Below are 23,562 nucleotides of genomic sequence, written 5' to 3'. Positions count from 1 at the left end.
GACACGTCCACCACGGTGTTCCGGAAGTCGATCTACAAGACCCCTGACCAGATCCGCGCCATGATCGCGCCGGGGCTGGCCACCGCGGCATCGCTCGATGCGGTTCGCGCGCTCGTCGCCCCCGGGGTGACGACGCTGCAACTCGACGCGGCTGCCGAGGCGGCCATTGTCGCGGCAGGCGGGCACTCCAACTTCAAGCTCGTCCCCGGCTATCGCCACACGGTCTGCACCTCGGTCAACGAGGACGTGGTCCACGGCATCCCCGGGTCGCGCGTGCTGCAGGCGAGCGACATCGTGTCGATCGACAGCGGCGCCGAGATCGACGGCTGGAACGGCGACTCCGCGATGACCATCGTGCTGCCCGATCCCACGCGCCCGGAGCTCGTCACCGAGCGCGAGCGGCTCTCTGCGGTGACGGAGGGTTCGCTGTGGGCCGGGATCGCCGAGCTCGCGACCGCCCGACACCTCAACCAGGTCGGTGCCGCGATCGAGGAGTACGTCGAGGACCACTCACCCGAGGGGAAGCCCTACGGCATCCTCACCGACTACGTCGGGCACGGCATCGGACGCACGATGCACGAGGCGCCACCGGTGTTCAACTACCGGGTCCGCCAGCGTGGCCCCGAAGTGAAGCCCGGACTCGTGGTGGCCATCGAACCCATGGTGGTCGCCGGGAGCCCCGACACCTTCGTCCGCGACGACGAATGGACCGTCGCCACGCTCGACGGTGGTTCGGCTGCCCACTGGGAGCACAGCGTCGCCGTGCATCGCGACGGCATCTGGGTCCTGACCGCTCACGACGGCGGGGCCGCGGCCCTCGCCGCGTTCGGCGTCACCCCCGTCCGTCCCGCCTGACCGAGCGGCCGCCCGGTCGCCGTCCGGACCTCGCACGTCCCGGTAGAGTTGCTCGGCATGAGCGTGCCGATCGTGTTCCTTCTCGACGTCCTCCCTGCGGACACCGTCATCGACGACGCCGACCTCGCGGCCACGATCACGCCGGCCGGCGACGGGTCCGGCGTGTTGAGCGTCTTCGACATGGGCCCCGCGCGGGGGGATGGGATCTTCGAGACGATCGGTGTCGTCGGCCGGCACCCGCAGTCGGTCGAGGCGCACCTCGATCGGCTGACCGAGTCGGCGGCGATCCTCGATCTGCCCGCGCCGAACCACGCACAGTGGCGGCTCGCCATCGCCCGCGCGGTCGCGGAACTCCCCGCCGTCGATCAGAGCGCCGTCCGACTCGTCGTGACGCGGGGGAGTGGCGGACGCCCGACCGCGTGGATCTCGGCGACACCGGCTGACGGGTTCCCCGAGCGCGAGAACGGCATCGAGGTCGTCCTACTCGACCGAGGCCTCCCGAGCGACGTGCAGGAGCGTTCGCCGTGGCTGCTCGCCGGTGCCAAGACGCTGTCGTACGCGGTCAACATGGCCGCGCTCCGTGAGGCGCACCGACGTGGAGCGGACGACGTGCTCTTCGTCAGCAGCGACGGCTTCGTCCTCGAGGGCCCCACCTCCACCGTGGTCGTGCGGATCGGCGGCACCTTCGTGACACCGCCTCCGTCGAGTGGCATCCTGCCCGGCACCACGCAGCTCGCGCTCTGGGCCCATCTCGAGGAGCAGGGGCTCCCGCACGAGTACCGGATGCTGACACCGGAGGACATGCTCGACGCGGAGGCGGCTTGGCTGCTCTCCAGCGTCCGACTGGCCGCGCCGGTGCGTGGCGTGGACGGGCGTCCGCTGCCGATGGACGCCGGTCTCACGGCGCAGATCAACGACGCGCTGCGCTCCCGCACCGACTGACGGGCCCTGGCCGACGTTGAGTTGGCGAAACCCGGAAACATAGCATAGAATCGATCTTTGGTGCTTTCTGCATGCCTTCGGCGAGCCGACATCCGCACCGCAATCCATCCGCACGACCAGTGCGACTCAACCTGAGCGACAGTGAGGCTATGGCCAAAAAAGACGGCGTCATCGAGATCGAGGGCCAAGTGGTCGAGGCTCTGCCCAACGCGATGTTCCGCGTTGAGCTGACCAACGGACACAAGGTACTTGCCCACATTTCGGGCAAAATGCGTCAGCACTACATCCGCATCCTCCCAGAGGACCGCGTGATCGTGGAACTGACCCCCTACGACCTGACCCGTGGTCGGATCGTCTACCGCTACAAGTAGGTCGCGCTGTAAGTAACGGCCGGACGCGCCGCCACCATCCGGTGGTGGGCCCGGCACGATGACAGCGAAAAGAGAGAACTATGAAGGTCAAGCCCAGCGTCAAGAAGATCTGCGACAAGTGCAAGGTCATCCGTCGCAACGGCCGCGTCATGGTCATCTGCGAGAACCCGCGCCACAAGCAGCGCCAGGGTTGATCTCAGAGGATCTGCAGCACGCAGCCCTGAGCAACACAGCACCACCCCTCTAACGGCAGTTCCAGATCCCGCAGCACATCGTGCGCCGCGGGTGACACCTCGGGTCGGAGGCCCGAGCACCGGAACTGCTCCACACCTCCACAACTCCTAGGAGAAGCCACCATGGCACGTCTCGCCGGCGTAGACATCCCACGCGACAAGCGCGTGGAAGTTGCACTGACGTACATCTACGGTGTTGGCCGCACGCGGTCACTCAAGACCCTCGCCGACACCGGCATCAGCGGAGACATCCGCGTGAAGGATCTCACCGATGACCAGCTGATCGCCCTGCGCGATTACATCGAGGGCACCTTCAAGGTCGAGGGTGACCTCCGCCGTGAGGTCGCCGCCGACATCCGCCGCAAGGTGGAGATCGGGTCCTACCAGGGCATCCGTCACCGTCGTGGACTTCCGGTCCGCGGCCAGCGCACCAAGACCAACGCGCGCACCCGCAAGGGCCCGAAGCGCACCGTCGCCGGCAAGAAGAAGGCTCGCTAGGCCCCGCCTAGTCGCCTCGTCATAGGACTCAGGAGATATTCATGGCAGCACCAAAGTCGGCCGTTCGGAAGCCGCGTAAGAAGGAAAAGAAGAACATCGCCGTGGGCCAGGCCCACATCAAGTCGACGTTCAACAACACGATCGTCTCGATCACCGACCCCTCGGGCGCGGTCATCAGCTGGGCTTCGTCCGGTGGCGTCGGCTTCAAGGGTTCGCGCAAGTCGACCCCGTTCGCCGCACAGCTCGCCGCCGAGTCGGCTGCGCGTCAGGCGCAGGAGCACGGCATGAAGAAGGTCGACGTCTTCGTCAAGGGACCCGGCTCCGGCCGCGAGACCGCGANGCACACAACGGCTGCCGCCCCCCGAAGCGTCGCCGCGTCTAATTCCTTCGGTTCACCGGCCGTGATCCGTCCGTAGCGATCGTCTGATCGCCGCGGACGGATCACGGCATGGTCCTGGTGACCAGGGCCAGCGAACACCATTCACTACCTCGCCAACGCAAGTGTCATATAGCGGACACTTAGCCGAAAGGAATCCATAGTGCTCATCGCACAGCGCCCTACGCTCACCGAAGAATCCATCTCGGAGTTCCGCAGCCGGTTCATCATCGAGCCGCTCGAGCCAGGCTTCGGGTACACCCTCGGGAACTCGCTCCGTCGCACCCTGCTGTCGTCCATCCCGGGTGCAGCCGTCACCAGCATCCGCATCGACGGCGTGCTGCACGAGTTCAGCACGATCCCCGGTGTCAAGGAAGACGTCACCGAGATCATCCTGAACATCAAGGGCCTCGTCGTCTCCAGCGAGCACGACGAGCCGATCACGGCGTACCTCCGCAAGACCGGCGCAGGCCAGGTCACCGCAGCCGACATCTCGGCTCCGGCCGGCGTCGAGGTCCACAACCCGGACCTCGTCATCGCGACCCTCAACGACAAGGCGAAGTTCGAGCTCGAGCTCACGATCGAGCGTGGCCGCGGCTACGTGTCGGCCACGCAGAACCGCAACGAGTTCAGCGAAGCCGGTCAGATCCCCGTCGACTCGATCTACTCGCCCGTCCTCAAGGTGACCTACCGCGTCGAGGCGACTCGTGCCGGTGAGCGCACCGACTTCGACCGCCTGGTCGTCGACGTCGAGTCGAAGCCGGCCATCACGCCGCGCGACGCCATCGCGTCGGCCGGTCGCACGCTGACCGAGCTGTTCGGCCTGGCTCGCGAGCTCAACACCGCCGCAGAGGGCATCGAGATCGGCCCCGCGCCGGTCGACGCCGTGCTGCCGGGCGAGCTCTCGATCCCGATCGAGGACCTCGACCTCTCCGTGCGCTCGTACAACTGCCTCAAGCGCGAGGGCATCAACAACGTCAGCGAGCTCGTCGCGCTGTCGGAGACGCAGCTCATGAACATCCGCAACTTCGGACAGAAGTCGGTGGATGAAGTTCGCGACAAGCTCACCGAAATGGGCCTCTCCCTGAAGGACTCGGTTCCCGGGTTCGACGGCGCCCACTTCTACAGCGGCTACGACGACGAGACCGTCTCCTAGCACGCGATCCACCTGACGACTTTCCAACCTGAAGAGAGACAAGAATGCCTACTCCCACCAAGGGACCCCGCCTCGGAGGCGGACCTGCCCACGAGCGTCTGCTGCTCGCCAACCTCGCTGCTGCGCTGTTCACCCACAAGCGCATCCAGACCACCGAGACCAAGGCGAAGCGCCTGCGTCCGCTCGCTGAGCGCCTGATCACCTTCGCGAAGCGCGGCGACCTGCACGCCCGCCGTCGGGTGCTCGCGACCATCACCGACAAGAGCGTCGTCCACGAGCTCTTCACGGAGATCGCGCCCCTCGTCGCCGACCGTCAGGGTGGCTACACGCGCATCATCAAGACCGGTTACCGCAAGGGCGACAACGCTCCGATGGCCGTGATCGAGCTCGTCCTCGAGCCCGTCACGCCGAAGGCGAAGCCGGCCAAGCAGTCCGCGAAGCACGCCGCAGCGCCGGTCGACGAGGCTCCGGCCGAGGAGACCCCCGCCGAGACCTCGGCCGACGCCGAGGCGACGGAAGCCGTCGAGGCGACCGAGACCGACGGCGAGTCCATCGACGCCGGCGAGACCACCGACGAGGCACCCGCGAAGGACGCCAAGTAGGTTCAGCGACACACGATCGGAACCCCGCTCTCCACCTGGAGGGCGGGGTTCCGTCGTTCCTGGCGGCGCTGCGACGGTGTCCTAGGCTGGAGACATGAGTACCACTCCCGCCGTTCCGGCCGGCCAGCCGGCCCTGCCACAGCACCCCGACGTCGACCAATGGCGTCCGGCGGTCCGCGCGGACATCGACGACATCGTGGCGCTGTGCCGCGCCATGGATCCGTTCGACAACCCCCACCGGGTGACGAGCCGCGACGAGATCGCGGACCAGTTCGACCACGCGTGGATCGACATGGCTGCGGACAGCCTGCTGGCGATCGCCGCCGACGGCACGCTGGTCGCTTACGCGATGGTGATCCTGTCGCCCTCACGAGACGTGTCCGTTTATTCGTACGTCTTCGGCGGCGTGCATCCCGCATGGCGTGAGCGGGGGATCGGCCGAGCGCTGCTCGCGTGGTCGCTGGAACGGTCCGAGCAGCAGCTGGCCTCCGTCGAGACTGGTGCTCCAGCTTCGTCCCGCGCCTACGTCGACGAACGGAACCCGGGGGCGGCGCGCCTGTTGGAGCGGTTCGGCTTCGCCGTGGCGCGGTACTTCACGATCATGGAACGCGATCTCTCCGCGCCCGTCGACGAGATCGACGTGCCCGACGGTGTCCGGGTCGAGGCGTACCACCCGGACGTGGCCGAACGCACGAGGGAGGCTCGGAACGACTCGTTCCGGGACCACTGGGGCAGCCTGGAGACGGTCCCGGCCATGTGGGAGCAGTTCGTCGGCGGGTCCCATTTCCGAGCCGACCTCTCGGTGGTCGCGATCGACGACGACGGACGGGTCGTCGGCTTCACGCTGGCCGAGGTGGACGAGGACAGCTGGTCCGCGCAGGGGTTCACCAGCGCGTACATCGCCCTCGTCGGGACCGTGCGCGACTGGCGTGGCCGACGACTCGCACCGGCTCTGCTGGCCACGGCGCTTCGTCGGATCCAGGCAGCCGGCCTCGAGCGGGCGACGCTGGAGGTCGACACGGCCAGCCCCACGGGTGCACTCGGGCTGTACGAACGACAGGGCTTCGTCGCGACGACGCGTGATCTGGCGTACGTCCGTGAGCGCTGAGCAGGTCGCGGCAGCGGACGTCCTCCCGACCCAGCGGTTCCGGCTCGCCATCGCGTACGACGGCACGGACTTCGCCGGATGGGCGAAGCAGCCGGGGCTCCGGACGGTCGAGGGGGTCCTGGAAGAGGCGCTGTATCGCGTGCTCGGCAAGACCGTCCCGCCGATGCCGCGGTTCGTGGTGGCCGGACGGACGGATGCCGGGGTGCACGCGGCCGGTCAGGTGGCGCACCTCGACCTCACCGAGCCGCAGCTCGCGAAGATCACGCGATTGCAGGGGCGCCACGCCGAGTTCCACGACGGTACGCCGCGGAACGAGACCGCGAGCTCCCTCCTCGTGCGTCGACTGAACGGCGTGCTCGGGATGGACCGCGACGTCGTGATCCACACGGCGGAACCGGCGTCGGAGGGTTTCGACGCGCGCTTCTCGGCGGTCTGGCGTCACTACCGCTACCGCCTCGCGGACGCCGACGTCCGCAAGGACCCGATCCTCCGGCGGACGACGAGCTGGACGACGGCGTCGCTCGACGTCGAGCTGGTCCACCGGGCGGCCACCTCGCTCGTCGGGCTCCACGACTTCCAGGCGTACTGCAAACCGAGACCGCGCGCGACGACCATCCGGACCCTGCAGTCCTTCAGCTGGGAGCGGGACGAGGCGGGAGTGCTCGTGGCGAGCCTCACCGCCGACGCGTTCTGCCACAGCATGGTGCGGGCGCTCGTCGGCGCCTGCGTCGCCGTGGGGGAGGGGCGCATGTCGCTCGACGAGGTCGTCCGGCTCCGCGACGGCGGGCGGCGGGAGATCGACTTCCGGGTGATGCCGGCGCGCGGGCTCACCCTCGTCGAGGTCGGTTACCCCGAGCCGGGGCTGCTGCACGCGCGGGCCGCCGAGACCCGTCAGCGGCGGAGCCACGAGCACGTGGAAGCGAGCGCCGAGTGAGGTTCCCGGTGGGAATTGACCGCCGGGACGTCGTCGCGTAGACTCTCCCGTTGGTGCCTGCGCCTTCTGCGGCGCGGTACCCGAAGTTGAGCCCTCCACCTCGGGCGTTCCGTTCGGAACACCCAACAGGAGCGGGATTCACGAACGACCAACTCCGACCAGAAAGCAGCACTATTGTGACGCGCACGTATTCCCCGAAGGCCAGTGAGATCACGCACGACTGGGTCGTCATCGACGCCACCGACGTGGTCCTCGGCCGCCTGGCCAGCCACGCTGCAGCGCTCCTGCGCGGCAAGCACAAGGCGACCTTCTCCCCCCACATGGACGGTGGCGACTTCGTCATCATCATCAACGCCGACAAGGTGGCCCTCACCGGCGCCAAGCTCCTGCAGAAGAAGGCCTACCGCCACTCCGGTTACCCGGGTGGGCTCTCGGCCGTCACCTACGCCGAGCTCCTCGAGAAGAACCCGATCCGCGCCGTCGAGAAGGCGATCCGCGGCATGCTGCCGAAGAACACGCTCGGCCGCGACCAGCTGAAGAAGCTCAAGGTCTACACGGGCAGCGAGCACCCGCACGCCGCTCAGCAGCCCAAGCCGTTCACGCTCGACCAGGTCGCCCAGTAAGCACCGGACAAGAAAAAAGGATTACACAGTGGCGAACATCGCAGATTCCATCGAAGAGACCCCGCAGAGCTACTCCACCGAGTCGGCTCCTGAAGCAGCAGTCACCGCGCCTCGCGCCGTGCTGAGCGTCCCCGGCGCAGCCGTCGGCCGTCGCAAGCAGGCCATCGCCCGCGTGCGTCTCGTCCCCGGCAGCGGCACCATCACGGTCAACGGCCGCACGCTCGAGGACTACTTCCCGAACAAGCTGCACCAGCAGCTCATCAACGACCCGTTCACCGTCCTCGACCTGGCCGGGGGCTACGACGTCATCGCACGCATCTCCGGTGGTGGCCCCTCGGGCCAGGCCGGCGCGCTGCGCCTCGGCATCGCTCGCTCGCTGAACCAGATCGACGAGGAGAACAACCGCGCCACCCTGAAGAAGGCCGGCTTCCTCTCCCGTGACGCTCGCGTCAAGGAGCGCAAGAAGGCCGGACTCAAGAAGGCCCGTAAGGCTCCGCAGTTCTCGAAGCGCTAAGCGCTCTCAAGACAAGCGAAGCTCGATGCCTCAGCTGTTTGGTACCGACGGCGTACGCGGACTCGCGAACGCCGACCTGACGGCAGACCTCGCTCTCGGCCTTGCCCAAGCCACCGCAGTGGTGCTTGGGCAAGGCCGTAGTGCTGAGGCCCGCCGTGCCGCCGGGAAGCGCCCGGTCGCCGTGCTCGCACGCGACCCACGTATCTCCGGCGAGTTCCTGTCCGCCGCCGTCGCCGCGGGCCTGGCGTCCTCGGGCGTCGACGTGCTCGAGGCCGGCGTGCTGCCCACGCCCGCGACGGCGTTCCTCATCGCCGACATCGACGCCGACTTCGGCGTGATGATCTCCGCCTCGCACAACCCCGCGCCCGACAACGGCATCAAGATCTTCGCCCGCGGCGGTACGAAGCTGCCCGACGCCGTGGAACGCCGGATCGAGGAGTACCTCGACCGCCCCAAGCTCAGCCCGACCGGTGCAGACGTCGGCCGGATCATCCGCTTCGCCGACGCCGAGGACCGCTACGTCCTCCACCTGCTCGGCAGCCTCCCGAACCGCCTGGACGGCATCCATGTCGTCCTCGACTGCGCGCACGGCGCGGCCGCGGGAGTGTCGCCGGAGACCTTCCGCGACGCCGGGGCCAAGGTCACGATCATCGGCAACGACCCCGACGGCATGAACATCAACGACGGCGTCGGCTCCACGCACCTCGACCTCCTGTCCAAGGCGGTCCTCGAGCACGGTGCCGACCTCGGCATCGCACACGACGGCGACGCCGACCGCTGCCTCGCGGTCGACGCTGCGGGCAAGGTCGTCGACGGCGACCAGATCATGGCCATCCTCGCCGTCTCGATGCAGGAGCGCGGCAAGCTCAAGTACGACACGCTCGTCGCCACGGTGATGAGCAACCTCGGCCTGCACGTCGCGATGCGCGAGCACGGCATCAACGTCGTCCAGACCGGGGTCGGCGACCGCTACGTCCTCGAGGCGATGAACGCGAACGCCTATTCGCTCGGCGGTGAGCAGTCGGGCCACGTGATCATGGCCGACTACGCGACCACCGGCGACGGCATCCTCACCGGCCTGCACATCGTGGCCGAGATGGCGCGCACCGGGAAGACGCTCGCGGAGCTCGCTGCGGTGATGCAGGTGTACCCGCAGATCCTCGTCAACGTCACGGGTGTCGACCGCACGCGCCTCGTCGGCGACGAGGTCGTCGACGCTGCCGTACAGGCTGCCGAAGTCGAGCTCGGAGACGACGGACGCGTGCTGTTGCGGCCGTCCGGCACCGAGCAGCTCGTCCGCGTCATGGTCGAGGCGGCCGACCAGCCGACCGCCGATCGTCTGGCGCACCGCCTCGCCGACGTCGTCCGCGAGCGACTCGCCATCTGAGTCGTCCGGCGGCGGGTCGGCACCTCAGCTGTGGAAGAGTGATCGCATGACTTCGACGACGACGGGCGGTGCCTCCGGGCAGCCGACGCCCTACGTGGAGATCGACCGTGCCGAATGGGCGCGACTCGCTCCGGAGACGGCCACACCGCTCAGCGAGACCGAGGTCGTGCAGATCCGTGGCCTCGGCGACCGTCTCGACATGCGTGAGGTCGAGGAGGTCTACGTGCCGCTCAGCCGGCTGTTGAGCCTCTACGCGAAGGGCACTCAGGACCTCGGGCGCGCGACGAGCCGGTTCCTCGGCGACCAGGCCCTCCGGACGCCGTTCGTGATCGGCGTGGCGGGTTCCGTGGCCGTCGGCAAGTCGACGATCGCGCGGCTCCTGCGCGAGCTGCTGTCACGCTGGCCGGACACCCCGCACGTCGAACTCGTGACGACCGACGGCTTCCTCTATCCGAACGAGGAGCTCCAGCGGCGCGGCATCATGGATCGCAAGGGCTTCCCCGAGTCCTACGACCGGCGCGCGCTCCTGCGGTTCATCACCGCGGTGAAGAGCGGTGCCGCCGAGGTGCGGGCACCGTTCTACTCGCACCTGCGCTACGACATCATCCCGACGGCGCAGGTCGTCGTCCGGCGCCCCGACGTCCTGATCGTCGAGGGCTTGAACGTGCTGCAGCCGGCTGCGACGGCGAGCGGACTCGCGATCAGCGACCTGTTCGACTTCAGCATCTACGTCGACGCACGGACGCGCGACATCGAGTCCTGGTACGTGGACCGCTTCATGGCGCTCAAGCGGGGCGCGTTCTCGAACCCGAACTCCTTCTTCAACGTGTTCGCCGAGCTCTCCGATGAGGAGGCGGCTGATCAGGCGCGTGGGTTCTGGCGCTCGATCAACGAACCGAACCTCATCGACAACATCCGCCCGACCCGCTCGCGCGCCAAGCTCGTGCTGCGGAAGGACTCCGATCACACGGTGTCCTCGGTGCTGCTCCGCAAGCTCTGACCCGCGGCAGAGGAAGGGCCCGGGAACCGGTGGATCTCGGCGAGACCGTCCTGCTCTGAGGCTGAGCGCCGGCGCCTCGAGGTTGGTGCAGGATCCTCGCAAAATCGCACGATTATGCTGCTCTACATGTGTGGAATCGTAGGGTACGTCGGGAACGACAAGACGGTGGACGTCCTCATGGGCGGACTCAAGCGACTCGAGTACCGGGGGTACGACTCCGCCGGGATCGCCGTGCTCGACGCGACGGGTTCGCTGAACACCCGGAAGCGCGCCGGGAAGCTGGCCGTCCTCACCGAGGACCTCGCCGCGAACCCCATCGCGCCGGGCTCGACCGGTATCGGTCACACCCGTTGGGCGACCCACGGTGGACCGACGGACCGCAACGCGCACCCGCACCTCGGTGACGAAGGACGCCTCGCGCTCATCCACAACGGCATCATCGAGAACTTCGCCGAACTGCGCGCGGAGCTCCTCGCGGACGGCTTCACCTTCGAGAGCGACACCGACACCGAGATCGCCGCCGTGCTGATCGGCCGCGAGTACCGTTCCACCGGCGACCTCACCGAAGCCTTCCGTCGCGTCGTCGCTCGCCTGGACGGCGCCTTCACGCTGCTCGCCATGCACCAGGACCTGCCCGGCGTCGTCATCGGTGCGCGTCGGAACTCGCCGCTCGTCATCGGGCTCGGCGACGGCGAGAACTTCCTCGGGTCGGACGTCGCCGCGTTCGTGCAGTACACCCAGCGCGCGGTCGCGATCGGCCAGGACCAGATGGTCGTCATCACGCCCGACGACGTGACGGTCACCGACTTCTCCGGCAACCACGTCGTGACCGAGCCGTTCGAGATCCAGTGGGACGCTTCGGCGGCCGACAAGGGCGGCTGGTCGAGCTTCATGGCGAAGGAGATCAGCGAGGAGCCCGACGCGGTCGCGAACACGATCCGCGGGCGGGTCGAGGGCGGCCAGGTCGTCATCCCCGAACTCGCCGGTCTCGACGAGCTCTTCCTCGACATCAACCGCATCGTGATCATCGCGTGTGGCACCGCCGCCTACGCGGGCACGGTCGGCACCTACGCGATCGAGCGCTGGGCCGGGATCCCGGTCACCGTCGAGCTGAGCCACGAGTTCCGCTACCGCGACCCGGTCATCGACGCGCGCACGCTCGTCATCTCGGTGAGCCAGTCGGGCGAGACCATGGACACGCTCATGGCGGTGCGTTTCGCGAGCGAGTCCGGCGCGAAGACCCTGTCGATCTGCAACACCCAGGGCGCCACGATCGCGCGCGAGTCGGACGCCGTGGTGTACACCCACGCGGGGCCCGAGGTCGCGGTCGCGTCCACGAAGGCGTTCACCGCTCAGATCACGGCGCTGTACCTGTTCGGGCTGCACCTCGCGCGGGTCCGCGGCACGCAGACCCCGGCGTTCCTGGCGTCGCAGGTCGAGGAGCTGCAGGCCGTGCCCGACAAGATCGCCAGCATCCTCGGGGCCTCCGAGAAGATCGCGCAGCTCGCCCACTGGATGGCCGACTCCCGGGCCGTGCTCTTCCTCGGCCGCCACGTGGGGTACCCGATCGCGCTCGAGGGTGCGCTGAAGCTCAAGGAGCTCGCGTACATCCACGCTGAAGGCTTCGCCGGTGGCGAGCTCAAGCACGGCCCGATCGCCCTGATCGAGCCGGGCCAGCCCGTCTTCGTCGTCGTCCCGAGCCCGCGTGGCTCGGCGATCCTGCACCCGAAGGTCATCTCGACCATCGAGGAGATCCGCGCACGTGGTGCCCGGGTCATCGCGATCGCGGAGCAGGGCGACGCCGCCGTCCTGCCCTCGGCCGACGAGGTCATCCCGATCCCGCTCGCCGGTCCGCTGTTCGAGCCCCTGCTCGCCGTCATCCCGCTGCACATCTTCGCGATGGAGCTCGCGACGGCGAAGGGCCTCGACGTCGACCAGCCGCGCAACCTCGCGAAGTCCGTCACGGTCGAGTAGGGGCGGTCCGCGGGGTCCGAGGTGGCCCGTCGTGCGGGCCTCCGGGCCGCACACGACGGCCGTAGAGTAGAGGGATGATCATCGGCATCGGGGTGGACCTGGTCGACCTCGCACGGTTCGAACGGGCGATCACGCGCACCCCGAACCTGCTGGCCAGGCTCTTCGTCCCGTCGGAGCGCGACCTCCCGCTGCGGTCCCTCGCCGGGCGGTTCGCCGCCAAGGAGGCGCTCATCAAAGCACTGGGTTCCTCGGACGGCATCCGGTGGCAGGAGATGGCGATCGTGAACGGCCCCGAGGGGAAGCCTGACTTCGCCCTGTCCGGCGTCACGGCGGGTGTCGTGGCTGAACGGGGGATCACCAGCATGCACCTGACCATGACGCACGACGCCGGGGTCGCCGTCGCGTTCGTCGTCGCGGAGCGGGAGGGATGACGCCCGTGTCCGAGCACGACGAGCGACCGACCCGCGAGGCGATCATCGACCTCGACGCCCTGCGCCACAACGTCCGTCGTCTGCGCGAACTGACCGACGTCGGTGAACTCATCGTCGTCGTCAAGGCCGACGCCTACGGGCACGGTGCCGAGGCGATCGCCCGCGCGGCGGTCGAGGCCGGGGCCGATCGCCTGGGCGTCGCCGACATCACCGAGGGCGTCGCGCTGCGTGCCGCCGGGATCACGGCACCGATCCTCGCCTGGCTGCACGGTCCACAAGCGGGGTTCGGCGCCGCACTCGACGCCGGGCTCGACCTCGGTCTGTCGTCGGTGGCGCAGCTCGACCGCGTGATCGAGGCCGCTCGGGATCGGCCGTCCGTCGTGCCGGTCGTCCAGTTCAAACTCGAGACCGGGCTCAGCCGGAACGGCGCGGCCGAAGCCGACTGGCCGGCGCTCTTCGAGACCGCCGCAGCCGCCGAGGCCGCCGGGCTCGTCCGGGTCGACGGGCTGTTCTCGCACGTCTCCAACACCTCCACCGCCGACGACCGGGCCGCCGCCGTCCGCTTCGAACGCGGGGTCGCCCTCGCCAGGGAGGCCGGTCTCGCACCGCGGAGTCTGCACCTCGCCGCGTCGGCGGCAGCACTCGGCGAGCCGTCCCTCCGGTACGACGCCGTCCGCCTCGGACTCGCCGTGTACGGCCTGTCACCCTTCGAGCCCACCGAGGACGCCGACCGCTCGGCCGACGCCTTCGGCCTCCGGCCCGTCATGACCCTCCGGGCGACGGTCGCCGCCGTGCGTCAGGTCGAGCCGGGCGCCGGGGTGTCCTACGACTACAGCTACCGGACCAGCACGGCGACGACGCTCGCCCTCATCCCGCTCGGATACGCCGACGGTGTGCCGCGGAGCGCCTCGAACGCCGGTCCGGTCGTGATCAACGGACGCCGCTACCGGGTGTGCGGGCGGATCGCGATGGACCAGTTCGTCGTCGACGTCGGCGACGACGCGGTCGCGGTGGGTGACGACGCCGTGCTCTTCGGCGATCCGGCGTCCGGCGCGCCGCGTGTCGAGGAGTGGGCGGAGGCCGCCGGCACCATCAACTACGAACTCGTCACCCGCATCGGGCCGCGCGTGGTCCGGACGACCAGGGAGCGGTCATGACCGATCACGTCCTCACCCCGGGCACCGTCGAGGTGGCGACGCCCGAGGAGATGCACGCGTACGGCGTCCGACTCGGCACGGAACTGCGTGCAGGGCAGCTCCTGGTCCTGACCGGGCCGCTCGGAGCAGGCAAGACGACCCTCACGCGAGGGATCGGCGAGGGCCTCGGGGTCCGCGGCCCCGTCACCAGCCCCACCTTCGTGCTCGCCAGGACACACCCGAGCCTCGTCGGCGGTCCGCCGCTGGTCCACGTTGACGCCTACCGGCTCGGCTCGGCGCTCGAACTCGACGACCTCGACATCGACTTCGCCCGATCCGTCGTCGTCGTGGAATGGGGAGCGGGATTGCTCGACGGCGTGGTCCCCACCTGGTTCGAGCTCGTCATCGAACGTCCGACCGGAGCCGGCGACGAACCCGCGACGGACGATGCTGGCGAGGAGCCGATCGAGCGCCGGACCCTCACGCTCTCGCGGCACCCCGCCATCGACGCCGGGTAGGCTGGACGACGTGCTGTTGGCGATCGATACATCCGCGGGTTCGAGCGTCGCCGTCGTCACCCTGGGTGGCGAGGTGTTGGCCGAACGGTCCTCCGACGACCCGATGCGGCACGCCGAGGTCATCGGGACGCTCATCGCCGGATGCCTCGACGACGCCGGGATCGAGGTCGCCGCGCTGACCGGGCTGGTCGCGGGCATGGGCCCTGGGCCGTTCACCGGACTCCGGATCGGGATCGCCGCGGCTCGCAGCTTCGGGATCGGCGCAGGCCTCCCGGTGCACCCCGTGGTGAGCCACGATGCGATCGCGCTCGATGCCTACCGTTCCGGTTCCGCTGCACCCGACGCCACGCTCCTCGTCGTCACCGACGCCCGCCGTCGCGAACGCTACTGGACGAGCTACGCCGGACTCGACGCAGCCGGCCTCCCGGTCCGCGTGCAGGGGCCGGCCCTCGCGAAACCCGACGACCTCCCGACCTCCGAGTCCGTGCGCCTCGACGCGCTGGTCGTCCCCGCCGGGGCGTTGGGCCAGGTCGCCGCAGTGCTCCTCGCCACCGATGGCGGATTCGCGGGGGAGGAGCCCTTGTACCTCCGCTCGCCCGACGTCACGATGTCCGCAGGCGCCAAGCGGGTGACGGCGTGAGCTGGTCGCTACGCCGCGCCGGTGTCGCCGACCTCGACGCGATCATGGCGCTCGAGCACACCGTCTTCGTGAACGACGCCTGGTCGGCGGACATGATGCGCGCCGAACTGTCGTCGCCGCACGGGTACTATCTCGTCGCGACGGAGGTCGACGCCGACGACGCGACACTCGCGGGCTACGGCGGTCTCTTCGCACCGTCCCGGTCCGACGACGCCGACATCCAGACCATCGCCGTCGCCGGGCACGCTAGAGGACGAGGGCTCGGACGACTCCTCATGCAGGCGCTCATCGATCAGGCCCGGCAGCAGGACGTCACCCAGGTCTTCCTCGAAGTCAGGGCCGACAACCCCGTGGCGATCGCGCTGTACCGGAGTCTCGGCTTCGAGGAACTCGGCGTCCGCCCCGGCTACTACCAGCCGGACGACGTCGACGCCATCGTCATGCGACTCACGGTCCAGCCGAGGCCGCCCATGCCCGCCCACGGCCAGTCCCCGCTCGACCAGACCGACCAGCACCCCGGGAGCATCGCGTGAACCGTGCAGAACCGCTCGTCCTCGGCATCGAGACGAGCTGCGACGAGACCGGGATCGGCATCGTCCGCGGACACCACCTGCTGGCGAACACCATCGCCTCGAGCATGGACGAGCACGCACGGTACGGCGGCGTCGTCCCGGAGGTCGCCGCTCGCGCCCACCTCGAGGCCCTCGAGCCGACGCTCACGGCGGCGCTCGCCGAGGCCGGCATCGCCCTGGCCGACCTCGACGCCGTCGCGGTGACCAGTGGCCCCGGCCTGTCCGGCGCACTCATGGTCGGCGTCGGTGCAGCGAAGGCGCTCGCCGTGTCCCTCGGCAAACCGCTGTACGCCGTGAACCACCTCGTCGGTCACGTCGGCGCGGACGTCCTCGACTCCGAGGACGGGACGATCGAGTACCCGACGATCGCCCTGCTCGTGTCCGGCGGGCACACCTCGCTGCTCCTCGTGCGGGACCTTGTGTCGGACGTCGAACTGCTCGGCGAGACCATCGACGACGCGGCGGGCGAGGCCTTCGACAAGGTCGCGCGCATCCTGGGTCTGCCGTACCCGGGCGGTCCGCAGATCGACCGGGCGGCCGTCGGCGGCGACCCGAAGGCGATCCGCTTCCCCCGCGGACTCAGCCTGCCGAAGGACATGGAGCGGCATCGCTACGACTTCTCCTTCTCCGGCCTGAAGACGGCCGTGGCACGCTGGGTCGAGGCGAAGCAGGACGCGGGGGAGCCGGTCCCCGTCGCGGACGTCGCCGCCAGCTTCCGCGAGGCCGTCGTCGACGTGCTCGTCTCGAAGGCGGTCAAGGCGTGCACCGAGCTCGGCGTGCCCCGCCTGCTGCTGGGGGGCGGTGTCATCGCGAACGCACGGCTCCGCGAGGTGGCAGCCGAACGCACCGCCTCGGCCGGGATCGAACTCCGCATCCCGCCGTTGCAGCTGTGCACCGACAACGGCGCGATGATCGCCGCGCTCGCCGCCCAGCTCATCTCCGCCGGACACGAGCCGTCGTCGCTCGACTTCGGCGCCGACTCGACCCTGCCGGTCACCGAGATCCAGGTGCTCTGACCGCTCGACGAGCAGTCTCGCGGCCGTCGACCGGGTGCGCAGACGTCGGCGCATAGGATGGGCCGGTACCCGGTCACGGATCGAAGGAGCGGCGATGGATCAGCACGAGCACCCCGACGGACGACCTCAGCACCAGGACGGTGCGGTGGACGGGCAGTCGCGCCCGCCGCAAGCCGAGCAGCCGAACGGGCAGCCGCAGCAGCCGTGGGCGCAGCAGCCCCAGGCCCAGCAGCCCTGGTCGCCGTACCAGCCGCCACAGCCCTCCCAGCAGGCCGGCGTCGCGCCGCAGGGCCAGCAGCAGCCGTATCAGCCCCAGGGCCAGCAGCAGCCGTACCAGCCTCAGCCCCAGCAGCCGCACCAGCCTCAGGGTCAGGCCTCCCCGCCACCCACGGACTGGCAGCGCGGCGCCGGCGCGCCCGTCACGCCGCCGACGCACCCTGCCCAGCAGGGGGCGTCCCCCTCGGCGCCTCCGGCGGGTTGGCAGGGCGATCACGCGACCTATCTCCAGACGGTGCCGACGGCGGTCTACCAGGCGCCGAGCCAGGGTGGCTACGCCGCGTACCAGCAGTCGCAGACGCAGACCCCTGCCGCGTCGACCGGGACCTCGCGGAGCACCTGGTCGCTCATCACCGGTGTCGTCGGGCTCGTCGTGTCGGTCTTCGTCGGTTGGGGCTTCCCCCTGTCGATCGCCGCGATCGTGCTCGGGTTCGGAGCCAGGCGTCGCGAGCCGCAGGGCCGAGGTCGCGCCCTCACCGGCCTCGTGACCGGGTTCGTCGGCCTCGCCTGCTCGGTCGGCTGGCTCGTCTACAGCGTCGTCGTGATCATCGGCTACGTCTCGACCTGATCCTCCACAGGCGCTGCGGCCCGGCGGACGCCGTCGGGTCAGGCGTCGGCGGCCGGCGTCACCCGTTCGACGAGCAGCGCACTGTGTTTGCCGGCGATCCTCGTGAGGATGATCGTGGCCGAGCCGTCGCCCTTGAGTGCGAGACGCTTCCGGAACGCCGCGGGGTCGACGTCGACGCCGCGTTTCTTGATCTCGAGGACGCCGATCCCGCGATCACGCATGGTGCGCTTGAGGACCTTCTCGTCCATCGGCAGCCGTTCGAGGACTCGGAAGGTCGTGGCGAACGGCGAGCTCGTCGCGGTGTCGGAGGTCAGGTAGGCGATGCCCTGGCCGAGCATGCCGGCCTCCAACCGGATGGCGAGGTCGCCGATGAGTCGGGCCCGGATCACGGATCCGTCGGGTTCGTGCACGTAGTCGCCGAGCTCCCGCACTGGGGCGTCGTCGGCGTCGGCCTCGGCGTGCAACTCGTGGTGGACGCCGTCCGCGAGGAGGAGCGCGGACCGTCGGACATCCGGACGGGCCAGCGGGCCGAACCAGAGCGCCATCTCGACGAGCTGTCCGTCGACCGACACCCACTGCGCCTCGGCGTCGTCGGGGATGAGGGAGCGGTCGAATCCGGGCCCGAGCTTGACGCCTGTGGGAAGGCGGGTCGCCGCACCGAAGACCAGATCGAGGGACGGGGTGTAGTCGGCGGCACTCGACAGCCGCGCGGTGTCGACGTGTCCTGCGGTGCGCCGCGCGGGATCGAACCAGACCGCGTCGAAGTCGTCGAGGGAGACGTCCTCGGCGGCGGCATTCCGCACGGTCGCCGTGGGGAACGGAGCGAGGTTGTAGCTGGCGATGGCCGCGGTGACCTCGTCGATGTCGACCGCCGTGACCTCCAGGTCGAGCGAGGCCATGGCCATCGAGTCGGCGCCGATGCCGCTGCCGAGGTCGGCGATGCGCGTGAGGCCGGCCCGGGCGAACCGCCCGGCGTGCAGCGCGGCGACGGGAAGGCGCGTGGCCTGTTCGAGCCCGGCCTCGGTGAACAGCATGCGGCCGGCGAACGGACCGAACTTGCCGACGGCCTTCTGCCTGAGCCGCGACTGCGTGAGGACCGCCGCGACCAGCTCGGGGGAGTGGCCCTCCTTGCGCAGGCGCCCGACCAGGCGGACGGCCTCGTCCTTCGTCGGGTAGGGAGGGAGGGCGTCGAGGAGCCTGAGGCCGTCGGCCGTGAGGAGTTCGACGAGTTCCGAACGGTCCATGGTCAGCGGGCCTCGGGCGGAGCTGGATGCATCCGGCAACGGTAGCAGTCGCTGATTGGCACTCGCATTGCATGAGTGCCAGAAGATGCCTACACTGGAATCAGCACTCTCGCAGTGTGAGTGCTAACCACGTCTTCGTTTCAAGAAAGAGGTCAACCGTGTCGGTCTCCATCAAGCCGCTCGAGGATCGCATCGTCATCAAGCAGGTCGAGGCAGAGCAGACCACCGCTTCCGGTCTGGTCATCCCCGACACCGCCAAGGAGAAGCCCCAGGAGGGCGAGGTCGTGGCGGTCGGACCCGGTCGCATCGACGACAACGGCAACCGCGTCCCGCTCGACGTCGCCGTCGGCGACAAGGTGATCTACTCCAAGTACGGTGGCACCGAGGTCAAGTACGCCGGTGAGGACTACCTCGTCCTGTCCGCGCGCGACGTCCTCGCAGTCGTCGTCCGCTAGTCACCAGCGCACGGATCCGGCGGCCCAGGCCGCTCAACAGCCCGAATGGCATTCGCCGTTCGGGCTGTGTCCGTTTCCGGAGGGTGTCGCGGGGAGTCGCGGGTCTAGCCTGGACCAGTGCAGAACCCCAGCGATCCAGCCGACGTCGACATCCACCCCGTCACCGTCGACGGGGGAGACGACCGACGTGCGAGTGTGGCCGTACCCCAGCAGGGGAGCCGGTCCGGACTGCTCTCGGCGGTCGCCGCCTACTGCCTCTGGGGAGCGCTCCCGCTCTACTTCATCGCCCTCGCACCGGCCGGAGCCTTCGAGGTCGTGGCGTGGCGGATCCTCTTCTCCCTCGTCTTCTGCGCCGTCCTCATCCTGGCGACCCGTTCCTGGCGTCGACTGTTCGGCATCCTCCGCCAGCGCCGCATCGTCCTGACGATGGGTCTCGCCGGAGCGCTCATCTACGTCAACTGGCAGACCTACGTGTACGGTGCGCTCAACGGCCAAGTGGTCGAGGCGTCGCTCGGGTACTTCATCAACCCGATCGTGACCGTCTTCCTCGGCGTCTTCTTCCTCCGTGAGCGGCTGCGTCCGGCCCAGTGGGCCGCGGTGGTCGTGAGCGTGATCGCGGTCCTCGTCCTCGCGATCGGGCACGGCAGCGTCCCCTGGATCGCCCTCATCTTGGCCTTCTCATTCGGCCTCTACGGCTACATCAAGAAACTGGTGGGCGGCTCGGTCGACGCCGTGTCCGGGTTGACGCTCGAGACCGTGTGGCTGATGCCGGTCGCGATCGCCCAGCTCATCGCTGTCGGCGTGACCGGTGGGCTGACCATCGGCACCGCGGGCGTCGGGCACGCCCTGCTGCTCGTCGGCGCCGGCGTCATCACCGCCGTCCCGCTCCTGCTGTTCGCGGCGGCGGCCCGCCGCCTCCCGCTCACCTGGATGGGTTTCATCCAGTACTTCGCACCGATCATCCAGTTCGTCGTCGGTGTCGCCGTCCTGCACGAGGCGATGCCGCCGGAGCGCTGGTTGGGCTTCGGTCTCGTGTGGCTGGCGCTCGCGATCCTCACCGTCGACATGCTCGTCGCCTCAACGCGGGGTCGTCGGGCCGCCGGGGCCGAACGGCGCCGCTCGACGCGGGTCTGAACAGCGGATTCCAGCGCTGATCGCGCGACCACTGCAGGAAAAGCGCGAAACAGGCCGTCCTGAGGTAACGATTTGGTCGTGTTACACGCTTGTAACGTCAACGACATTGTCCAGCGCACGTGCAGCGGATAACTTGACTCAACGGCAGCCCCTGGAGCTGCCACTCTTCTGACAAGCAAGGAGTACCATGAGCGTCTTTTCGAAGGCCACGGCCGCTCGCTCCCGCCCACGTTCCATCGTTCTCGGTGGTATCGCACTGATCGGAGCCAGCGCGCTGGTCCTGAGCGGTTGCGCCTCGAGTGGTAGCGGCGACAGCGGCAGCAGCAGCAAGCCTGCTGGCGACCTGACCCTGAAGCTCGGCACGGCGTTGCCGCAGACCGGTAACCTCGCGTTCCTCGGCCCGCCCGAGGAGGCCGGTGTCGGTCTCGCGGTCAAGGAGGTCAACGACGCCGACCTCGGCATCAAGATCGACCTGACGCTCGGCGACTCGGGTGACTCCGACAACAAGGCGTACGCGACCGAGGTCCCCCGTCTGCTCTCCGAGGGCGTCACGGCCATCATCGGTGCAGCGTCCTCGGGTGTGTCGAAGCTCTTCATCGACGAAGTCACCGGCGCAGGCGTCATCCAGTTCTCCCCGGCGAACACCTCCGCGGACTTCACGACGTGGGACGACAACGGTCTCTACTGGCGGACGGCGCCGTCCGACGTGCTGCAGGGCGAGGTCCTCGGGAACCTGATCGCGGAGGACGGCAACGCCACCCTCGGCATCATCTACCTGAACGACTCGTACGGCACCGGCCTCGCGAAGTTCACCAAGGAGGCCTTCGAGAGCGCCGGCGGTGAAGTGGTCGCCGAGCAGTCGTACAACACCGGTGACACCTCGTTCGACGCGCAGATCAGCGCGGTCAAGGCGGAGAACCCCGACGCGATCGCGATCATCGCGTTCGAGGAGACCAAGACGATCGTCCCCGGTCTCGCCGGCTTCCCGTCGGACAAGCTCTACTTCGTCGACGGCAACCTCGCCGACTACAGCGCGGACTTCGCTCCGGGCACCTTGACGGGCGCCAAGGGCACGCTGCCCGGTCTCGACACCGCGAAGCTCGGTGACTTCACCGACCGCCTCCAGGCGTTCGTGAAGGACGAGGGTGGCGAGCCGCTCAAGGACTACAGCTACGCGGCTGAATCCTACGACGCCGTCATCCTGCTCGCCCTCGCGGCGCTGCAGGCCGGTTCGACCGAGGGTGCCGACATGGCGGCAGAGCTCCAGTCCGTGTCCGGTGGTAAGGACAAGGGCGAAAAGGTGACCACCTTCGAAGAGGGTGCGAAGGCCATCGCCGACGGCAAGAAGATCGACTACGACGGCAACTCCGGTCCGATCACGTTCGACGAGAACGGTGACCCGACCGAGGCGACCATCGGTATCTACCAGTACGGTGACGACAACAAGTACACCCGCACCAACTAGTCGCCCTCGCGACTGACGAGGCCCCGGAGTGATCCGGGGCCTTCGTCGTGCCCGGCCCTATCTCTGCCCGCTGCCCCGCGTGTGGTGTGCCGTGTGTGGCGCCAGCGCGGTGCGCTGACGCGAGCGCGGGTCCAGCGCGTGAGCGCGGGTCTCCAGAGACCCGCGCTCACGCGCCTGCGGCGCGCTCACGCCGATTCCGAGCCCATGCGGCACAGCGGGGCGCGCTCACGCCGGCGCACCGCGCTGGCGACGGGAGGGGCGCCTGCCAGCGCACCGCGCTGACGGAGGGTGCGGTGCGGTCACGCCGGCGCACCGCGCTAACAGCGACCAGTTGGGCGCCCGGGTCAGTCAACGGAACGCGCGTTGCAGTCCCGCGCGCTCGAGTTTCGCGGCGAGCCGGCTCGGATGGACGAGGTCCTCCCAGGTGGCGCGGACGACGGTGTAGCCGAGCGCGCGCAGCCGGTCCTCCCGATGCTTCTCCGCCAGGACGATGTCGGCCACGTCCCGTCCTTGCGTGAACTCCTCCCGCACATACTTCTGCCGGCCGTCGAGTTCGAGGATGATGCGCTCGTCCGGCCAGACCGCATCGACCACGCCGACTGGTCCGTCCGCGTCGGAGAAGGCCTGCTGCAGCACCGGCAGGGCGAAACCGAGCTGCGCGATCACGACCCGCATCTTCGATTCGCCACCGTTCGCGGCGAGGGGGTCCGCGAATTCGATCGCAAAGCGCACCTGCCGTCCTCCCCGACGGCCCGGCAGGTCTCGTGCGAGCGAGCGGAGCGCCGTCTCGTCGGTGAGCTTGAGCCGGAGGGCAGCGTCGGCGACGGCGACGGCGTCCTCGAGGCGGGCGATCCGAGCGAGATCGACGACGGTCCGAGCCGGGTCCGTGACCGCGAGCCCGTACCGCATCCGTCGGGCGACGGAGCCCTGCGTCGTGTGACGGATGATGCCGGGTGCCGAACGCCCTCCGCGATCACCGGTCGTCAGCGTGTGCACCTCGGGAGGCCACGGACCCACGATCGGGAGTCCCCACAACCGCGCTGCCGAGTAGTGGCTGAACAGAGCGTCCTTGCGGAGCGCGACGGCCGCCGCATCGATCCGGACACGGTAGCGGTCATCGGGGGACAGGGAACTCCATATCGGTTCAGGGACGTAGATGCCCTTCCGAAGACGCACCAGGTCGCCGTCGCGGTGGGCGGCGCTCACCAGGCGCTCGGCACCGACCCGACGTGCGTCGCGGACGAGGAGGAGTCCGTTCGGGCGGAGGAGCAGGTTGAGATCGAAGGATTCCATCGCCTCACCGTGCCCGTTCGCGTCCGCCGGCACCTCGTGTCGTGGAAGCGATGTGGAGAACTGCTCCCATCCAGCCTGCGGTGGAGCGAGGGTGGAGTGGTGCCCAGCGCGGTGCGCTGACGCCGGCGCTGGTCGTCTGCCTCAGCGCGGGTCGCTGTGCCGCAGTGGTGATGACTCGGCGTGAGCGCGGGTCCAGCGCGTGAGCGCGCACCTCCGGAGACCCGCGCTCAGGCGCCAGGAC

At 69.2% G+C, this 23,562-nt stretch carries 26 protein-coding genes and 1 pseudogene; 25 read left to right on the top strand and 2 right to left on the bottom strand.

The window, feature by feature from the left end; genetic code table 11:
- The first annotated feature begins 15 nt into the window (after positions 1-15).
- The 22 genes and pseudogenes from map to IFU11_RS17850 all read left to right on the top strand — a co-directional run bounded on the left by map (position 16) and on the right by IFU11_RS17850 (position 17,730).
- On the top strand, positions 16-855 hold the full coding sequence (gene map / locus IFU11_RS17955; RefSeq protein ID WP_124768821.1) for a type I methionyl aminopeptidase: 840 nt from the start codon (positions 16-18) through the stop codon (positions 853-855).
- Positions 856-912: 57 nt separating this feature from the next.
- Positions 913-1,797, top strand: a complete 885-nt coding sequence (locus IFU11_RS17950) for an aminodeoxychorismate lyase (protein ID WP_199862371.1) — start codon at positions 913-915, stop codon at positions 1,795-1,797.
- Positions 1,798-1,946: 149 nt separating this feature from the next.
- Entirely contained in the window at positions 1,947-2,168 is a 222-nt protein-coding gene (gene infA / locus IFU11_RS17945; protein ID WP_017885304.1) for a translation initiation factor IF-1, read from the top strand.
- Positions 2,169-2,248: 80 nt separating this feature from the next.
- Positions 2,249-2,362: a 50S ribosomal protein L36 gene (gene rpmJ, locus IFU11_RS17940; RefSeq protein ID WP_021759549.1), complete on the top strand. Its 114-nt coding sequence runs from the start codon at positions 2,249-2,251 to the stop codon at positions 2,360-2,362.
- Between the two features lie 162 nt (positions 2,363-2,524).
- Complete coding sequence (rpsM, locus tag IFU11_RS17935; RefSeq protein WP_064296688.1) at positions 2,525-2,899, top strand: 30S ribosomal protein S13; 375 nt, start codon at positions 2,525-2,527, stop codon at positions 2,897-2,899.
- Positions 2,900-2,940: 41 nt separating this feature from the next.
- Positions 2,941-3,238: pseudogene (gene rpsK, locus IFU11_RS17930) on the top strand (30S ribosomal protein S11); the annotation flags it as partial.
- Between the two features lie 200 nt (positions 3,239-3,438).
- Complete coding sequence (locus IFU11_RS17925; RefSeq protein ID WP_056008091.1) at positions 3,439-4,431, top strand: DNA-directed RNA polymerase subunit alpha; 993 nt, start codon at positions 3,439-3,441, stop codon at positions 4,429-4,431.
- A 44-nt stretch (positions 4,432-4,475) separates the two neighbouring features.
- Positions 4,476-5,033, top strand: coding sequence for a 50S ribosomal protein L17 (gene rplQ / locus IFU11_RS17920; RefSeq protein ID WP_192019830.1), 558 nt, complete (start codon positions 4,476-4,478; stop codon positions 5,031-5,033).
- Positions 5,034-5,127: 94 nt separating this feature from the next.
- Entirely contained in the window at positions 5,128-6,141 is a 1,014-nt protein-coding gene (locus IFU11_RS17915; RefSeq protein ID WP_192019829.1) for a GNAT family N-acetyltransferase, read from the top strand.
- Positions 6,131-7,075: a tRNA pseudouridine(38-40) synthase TruA gene (truA, locus tag IFU11_RS17910; protein ID WP_124768824.1), complete on the top strand. Its 945-nt coding sequence runs from the start codon at positions 6,131-6,133 to the stop codon at positions 7,073-7,075. The genes IFU11_RS17915 and truA overlap by 11 nt, the downstream gene beginning before the upstream one ends.
- A 176-nt stretch (positions 7,076-7,251) precedes the next feature.
- Positions 7,252-7,698 (top strand): 50S ribosomal protein L13, encoded by a 447-nt coding sequence (rplM, locus tag IFU11_RS17905; protein ID WP_071259493.1) that lies wholly within the window; start codon positions 7,252-7,254, stop codon positions 7,696-7,698.
- A gap of 28 nt (positions 7,699-7,726) precedes the next feature.
- The gene (gene rpsI, locus IFU11_RS17900; protein ID WP_064296683.1) at positions 7,727-8,212 is read left to right on the top strand and encodes a 30S ribosomal protein S9; all 486 of its coding nucleotides are present in this window, start codon (positions 7,727-7,729) and stop codon (positions 8,210-8,212) included.
- Positions 8,213-8,237: 25 nt separating this feature from the next.
- Entirely contained in the window at positions 8,238-9,599 is a 1,362-nt protein-coding gene (glmM, locus tag IFU11_RS17895; protein WP_192019828.1) for a phosphoglucosamine mutase, read from the top strand.
- Positions 9,600-9,645: 46 nt separating this feature from the next.
- Positions 9,646-10,599, top strand: coding sequence for a type I pantothenate kinase (gene coaA, locus IFU11_RS17890; RefSeq protein ID WP_064296681.1), 954 nt, complete (start codon positions 9,646-9,648; stop codon positions 10,597-10,599).
- A gap of 126 nt (positions 10,600-10,725) precedes the next feature.
- Complete coding sequence (gene glmS / locus IFU11_RS17885) at positions 10,726-12,573, top strand: glutamine--fructose-6-phosphate transaminase (isomerizing) (protein ID WP_124768826.1); 1,848 nt, start codon at positions 10,726-10,728, stop codon at positions 12,571-12,573.
- Between the two features lie 74 nt (positions 12,574-12,647).
- The gene (locus IFU11_RS17880) at positions 12,648-13,004 is read left to right on the top strand and encodes a holo-ACP synthase (RefSeq protein WP_064296680.1); all 357 of its coding nucleotides are present in this window, start codon (positions 12,648-12,650) and stop codon (positions 13,002-13,004) included.
- Positions 13,001-14,161, top strand: a complete 1,161-nt coding sequence (gene alr / locus IFU11_RS17875; protein ID WP_192019827.1) for an alanine racemase — start codon at positions 13,001-13,003, stop codon at positions 14,159-14,161. Before IFU11_RS17880 ends, alr begins: the two co-directional genes overlap by 4 nt.
- Positions 14,158-14,658: a tRNA (adenosine(37)-N6)-threonylcarbamoyltransferase complex ATPase subunit type 1 TsaE gene (gene tsaE, locus IFU11_RS17870; protein ID WP_124768828.1), complete on the top strand. Its 501-nt coding sequence runs from the start codon at positions 14,158-14,160 to the stop codon at positions 14,656-14,658. The genes alr and tsaE overlap by 4 nt, the downstream gene beginning before the upstream one ends.
- A gap of 10 nt (positions 14,659-14,668) precedes the next feature.
- Positions 14,669-15,298 (top strand): tRNA (adenosine(37)-N6)-threonylcarbamoyltransferase complex dimerization subunit type 1 TsaB, encoded by a 630-nt coding sequence (gene tsaB, locus IFU11_RS17865; protein WP_192019826.1) that lies wholly within the window; start codon positions 14,669-14,671, stop codon positions 15,296-15,298.
- Entirely contained in the window at positions 15,295-15,831 is a 537-nt protein-coding gene (rimI, locus tag IFU11_RS20430) for a ribosomal protein S18-alanine N-acetyltransferase (protein WP_371742831.1), read from the top strand. Before tsaB ends, rimI begins: the two co-directional genes overlap by 4 nt.
- Positions 15,828-16,886, top strand: coding sequence for a tRNA (adenosine(37)-N6)-threonylcarbamoyltransferase complex transferase subunit TsaD (tsaD, locus tag IFU11_RS17855; RefSeq protein WP_124768829.1), 1,059 nt, complete (start codon positions 15,828-15,830; stop codon positions 16,884-16,886). Before rimI ends, tsaD begins: the two co-directional genes overlap by 4 nt.
- Positions 16,887-16,980: 94 nt before the next feature.
- A complete protein-coding gene (locus IFU11_RS17850) occupies positions 16,981-17,730 on the top strand; it encodes a DUF4190 domain-containing protein (RefSeq protein WP_191940636.1) in 750 nt (249 codons plus the stop codon).
- A 38-nt stretch (positions 17,731-17,768) separates the two neighbouring features.
- Here IFU11_RS17850 and IFU11_RS17845 read toward each other — a convergent pair whose 3' ends face one another.
- Positions 17,769-18,974, bottom strand: a complete 1,206-nt coding sequence (locus IFU11_RS17845; protein WP_192019825.1) for a class I SAM-dependent methyltransferase — start codon at positions 18,972-18,974, stop codon at positions 17,769-17,771.
- 158 nt (positions 18,975-19,132) lie between these two features.
- Here IFU11_RS17845 and groES point away from each other — a divergent pair, with 158 nt between their 5' ends.
- From groES to IFU11_RS17830, 3 genes are all read left to right on the top strand, one after another.
- On the top strand, positions 19,133-19,429 hold the full coding sequence (groES, locus tag IFU11_RS17840) for a co-chaperone GroES (RefSeq protein WP_056008047.1): 297 nt from the start codon (positions 19,133-19,135) through the stop codon (positions 19,427-19,429).
- A 195-nt stretch (positions 19,430-19,624) separates the two neighbouring features.
- On the top strand, positions 19,625-20,563 hold the full coding sequence (gene rarD, locus IFU11_RS17835; protein WP_137243117.1) for an EamA family transporter RarD: 939 nt from the start codon (positions 19,625-19,627) through the stop codon (positions 20,561-20,563).
- 187 nt (positions 20,564-20,750) lie between these two features.
- Complete coding sequence (locus IFU11_RS17830; protein ID WP_079001731.1) at positions 20,751-22,028, top strand: ABC transporter substrate-binding protein; 1,278 nt, start codon at positions 20,751-20,753, stop codon at positions 22,026-22,028.
- A 348-nt stretch (positions 22,029-22,376) separates the two neighbouring features.
- On the opposite strand, the gene IFU11_RS17825 is transcribed toward IFU11_RS17830, so the two are convergent.
- On the bottom strand, positions 22,377-23,321 hold the full coding sequence (locus tag IFU11_RS17825; RefSeq protein WP_191940638.1) for a hypothetical protein: 945 nt from the start codon (positions 23,319-23,321) through the stop codon (positions 22,377-22,379).
- Positions 23,322-23,562: the final 241 nt, after the last annotated feature.

Source organism: Plantibacter sp. CFBP 8804, from assembly GCF_014841225.1.
Taxonomy (GTDB): domain Bacteria; phylum Actinomycetota; class Actinomycetes; order Actinomycetales; family Microbacteriaceae; genus Plantibacter; species Plantibacter auratus.
The sequence above is the reverse complement of the archived record's forward strand: the minus strand, read 5'-3'. Positions and strand labels throughout refer to the sequence as shown.

Coding starts and splice junctions, on each gene's coding strand:
- IFU11_RS17950 (WP_199862371.1), top strand. CDS start 913: ATGAGCGTGCCGATCGTGTTCCTTCTCGACGTCCTCCCTGCGGACACC.
- IFU11_RS17830 (WP_079001731.1), top strand. CDS start 20,751: ATGAGCGTCTTTTCGAAGGCCACGGCCGCTCGCTCCCGCCCACGTTCC.
- IFU11_RS17915 (WP_192019829.1), top strand. CDS start 5,128: ATGAGTACCACTCCCGCCGTTCCGGCCGGCCAGCCGGCCCTGCCACAG.
- glmS (WP_124768826.1), top strand. CDS start 10,726: ATGTGTGGAATCGTAGGGTACGTCGGGAACGACAAGACGGTGGACGTC.
- rpmJ (WP_021759549.1), top strand. CDS start 2,249: ATGAAGGTCAAGCCCAGCGTCAAGAAGATCTGCGACAAGTGCAAGGTC.
- alr (WP_192019827.1), top strand. CDS start 13,001: ATGACGCCCGTGTCCGAGCACGACGAGCGACCGACCCGCGAGGCGATC.
- rpsM (WP_064296688.1), top strand. CDS start 2,525: ATGGCACGTCTCGCCGGCGTAGACATCCCACGCGACAAGCGCGTGGAA.
- tsaE (WP_124768828.1), top strand. CDS start 14,158: ATGACCGATCACGTCCTCACCCCGGGCACCGTCGAGGTGGCGACGCCC.
- IFU11_RS17825 (WP_191940638.1), bottom strand. CDS start 23,321: ATGGAATCCTTCGATCTCAACCTGCTCCTCCGCCCGAACGGACTCCTC.
- infA (WP_017885304.1), top strand. CDS start 1,947: ATGGCCAAAAAAGACGGCGTCATCGAGATCGAGGGCCAAGTGGTCGAG.
- glmM (WP_192019828.1), top strand. CDS start 8,238: ATGCCTCAGCTGTTTGGTACCGACGGCGTACGCGGACTCGCGAACGCC.
- IFU11_RS17850 (WP_191940636.1), top strand. CDS start 16,981: ATGGATCAGCACGAGCACCCCGACGGACGACCTCAGCACCAGGACGGT.
- coaA (WP_064296681.1), top strand. CDS start 9,646: ATGACTTCGACGACGACGGGCGGTGCCTCCGGGCAGCCGACGCCCTAC.
- IFU11_RS17845 (WP_192019825.1), bottom strand. CDS start 18,974: ATGGACCGTTCGGAACTCGTCGAACTCCTCACGGCCGACGGCCTCAGG.
- rplQ (WP_192019830.1), top strand. CDS start 4,476: ATGCCTACTCCCACCAAGGGACCCCGCCTCGGAGGCGGACCTGCCCAC.
- IFU11_RS17880 (WP_064296680.1), top strand. CDS start 12,648: ATGATCATCGGCATCGGGGTGGACCTGGTCGACCTCGCACGGTTCGAA.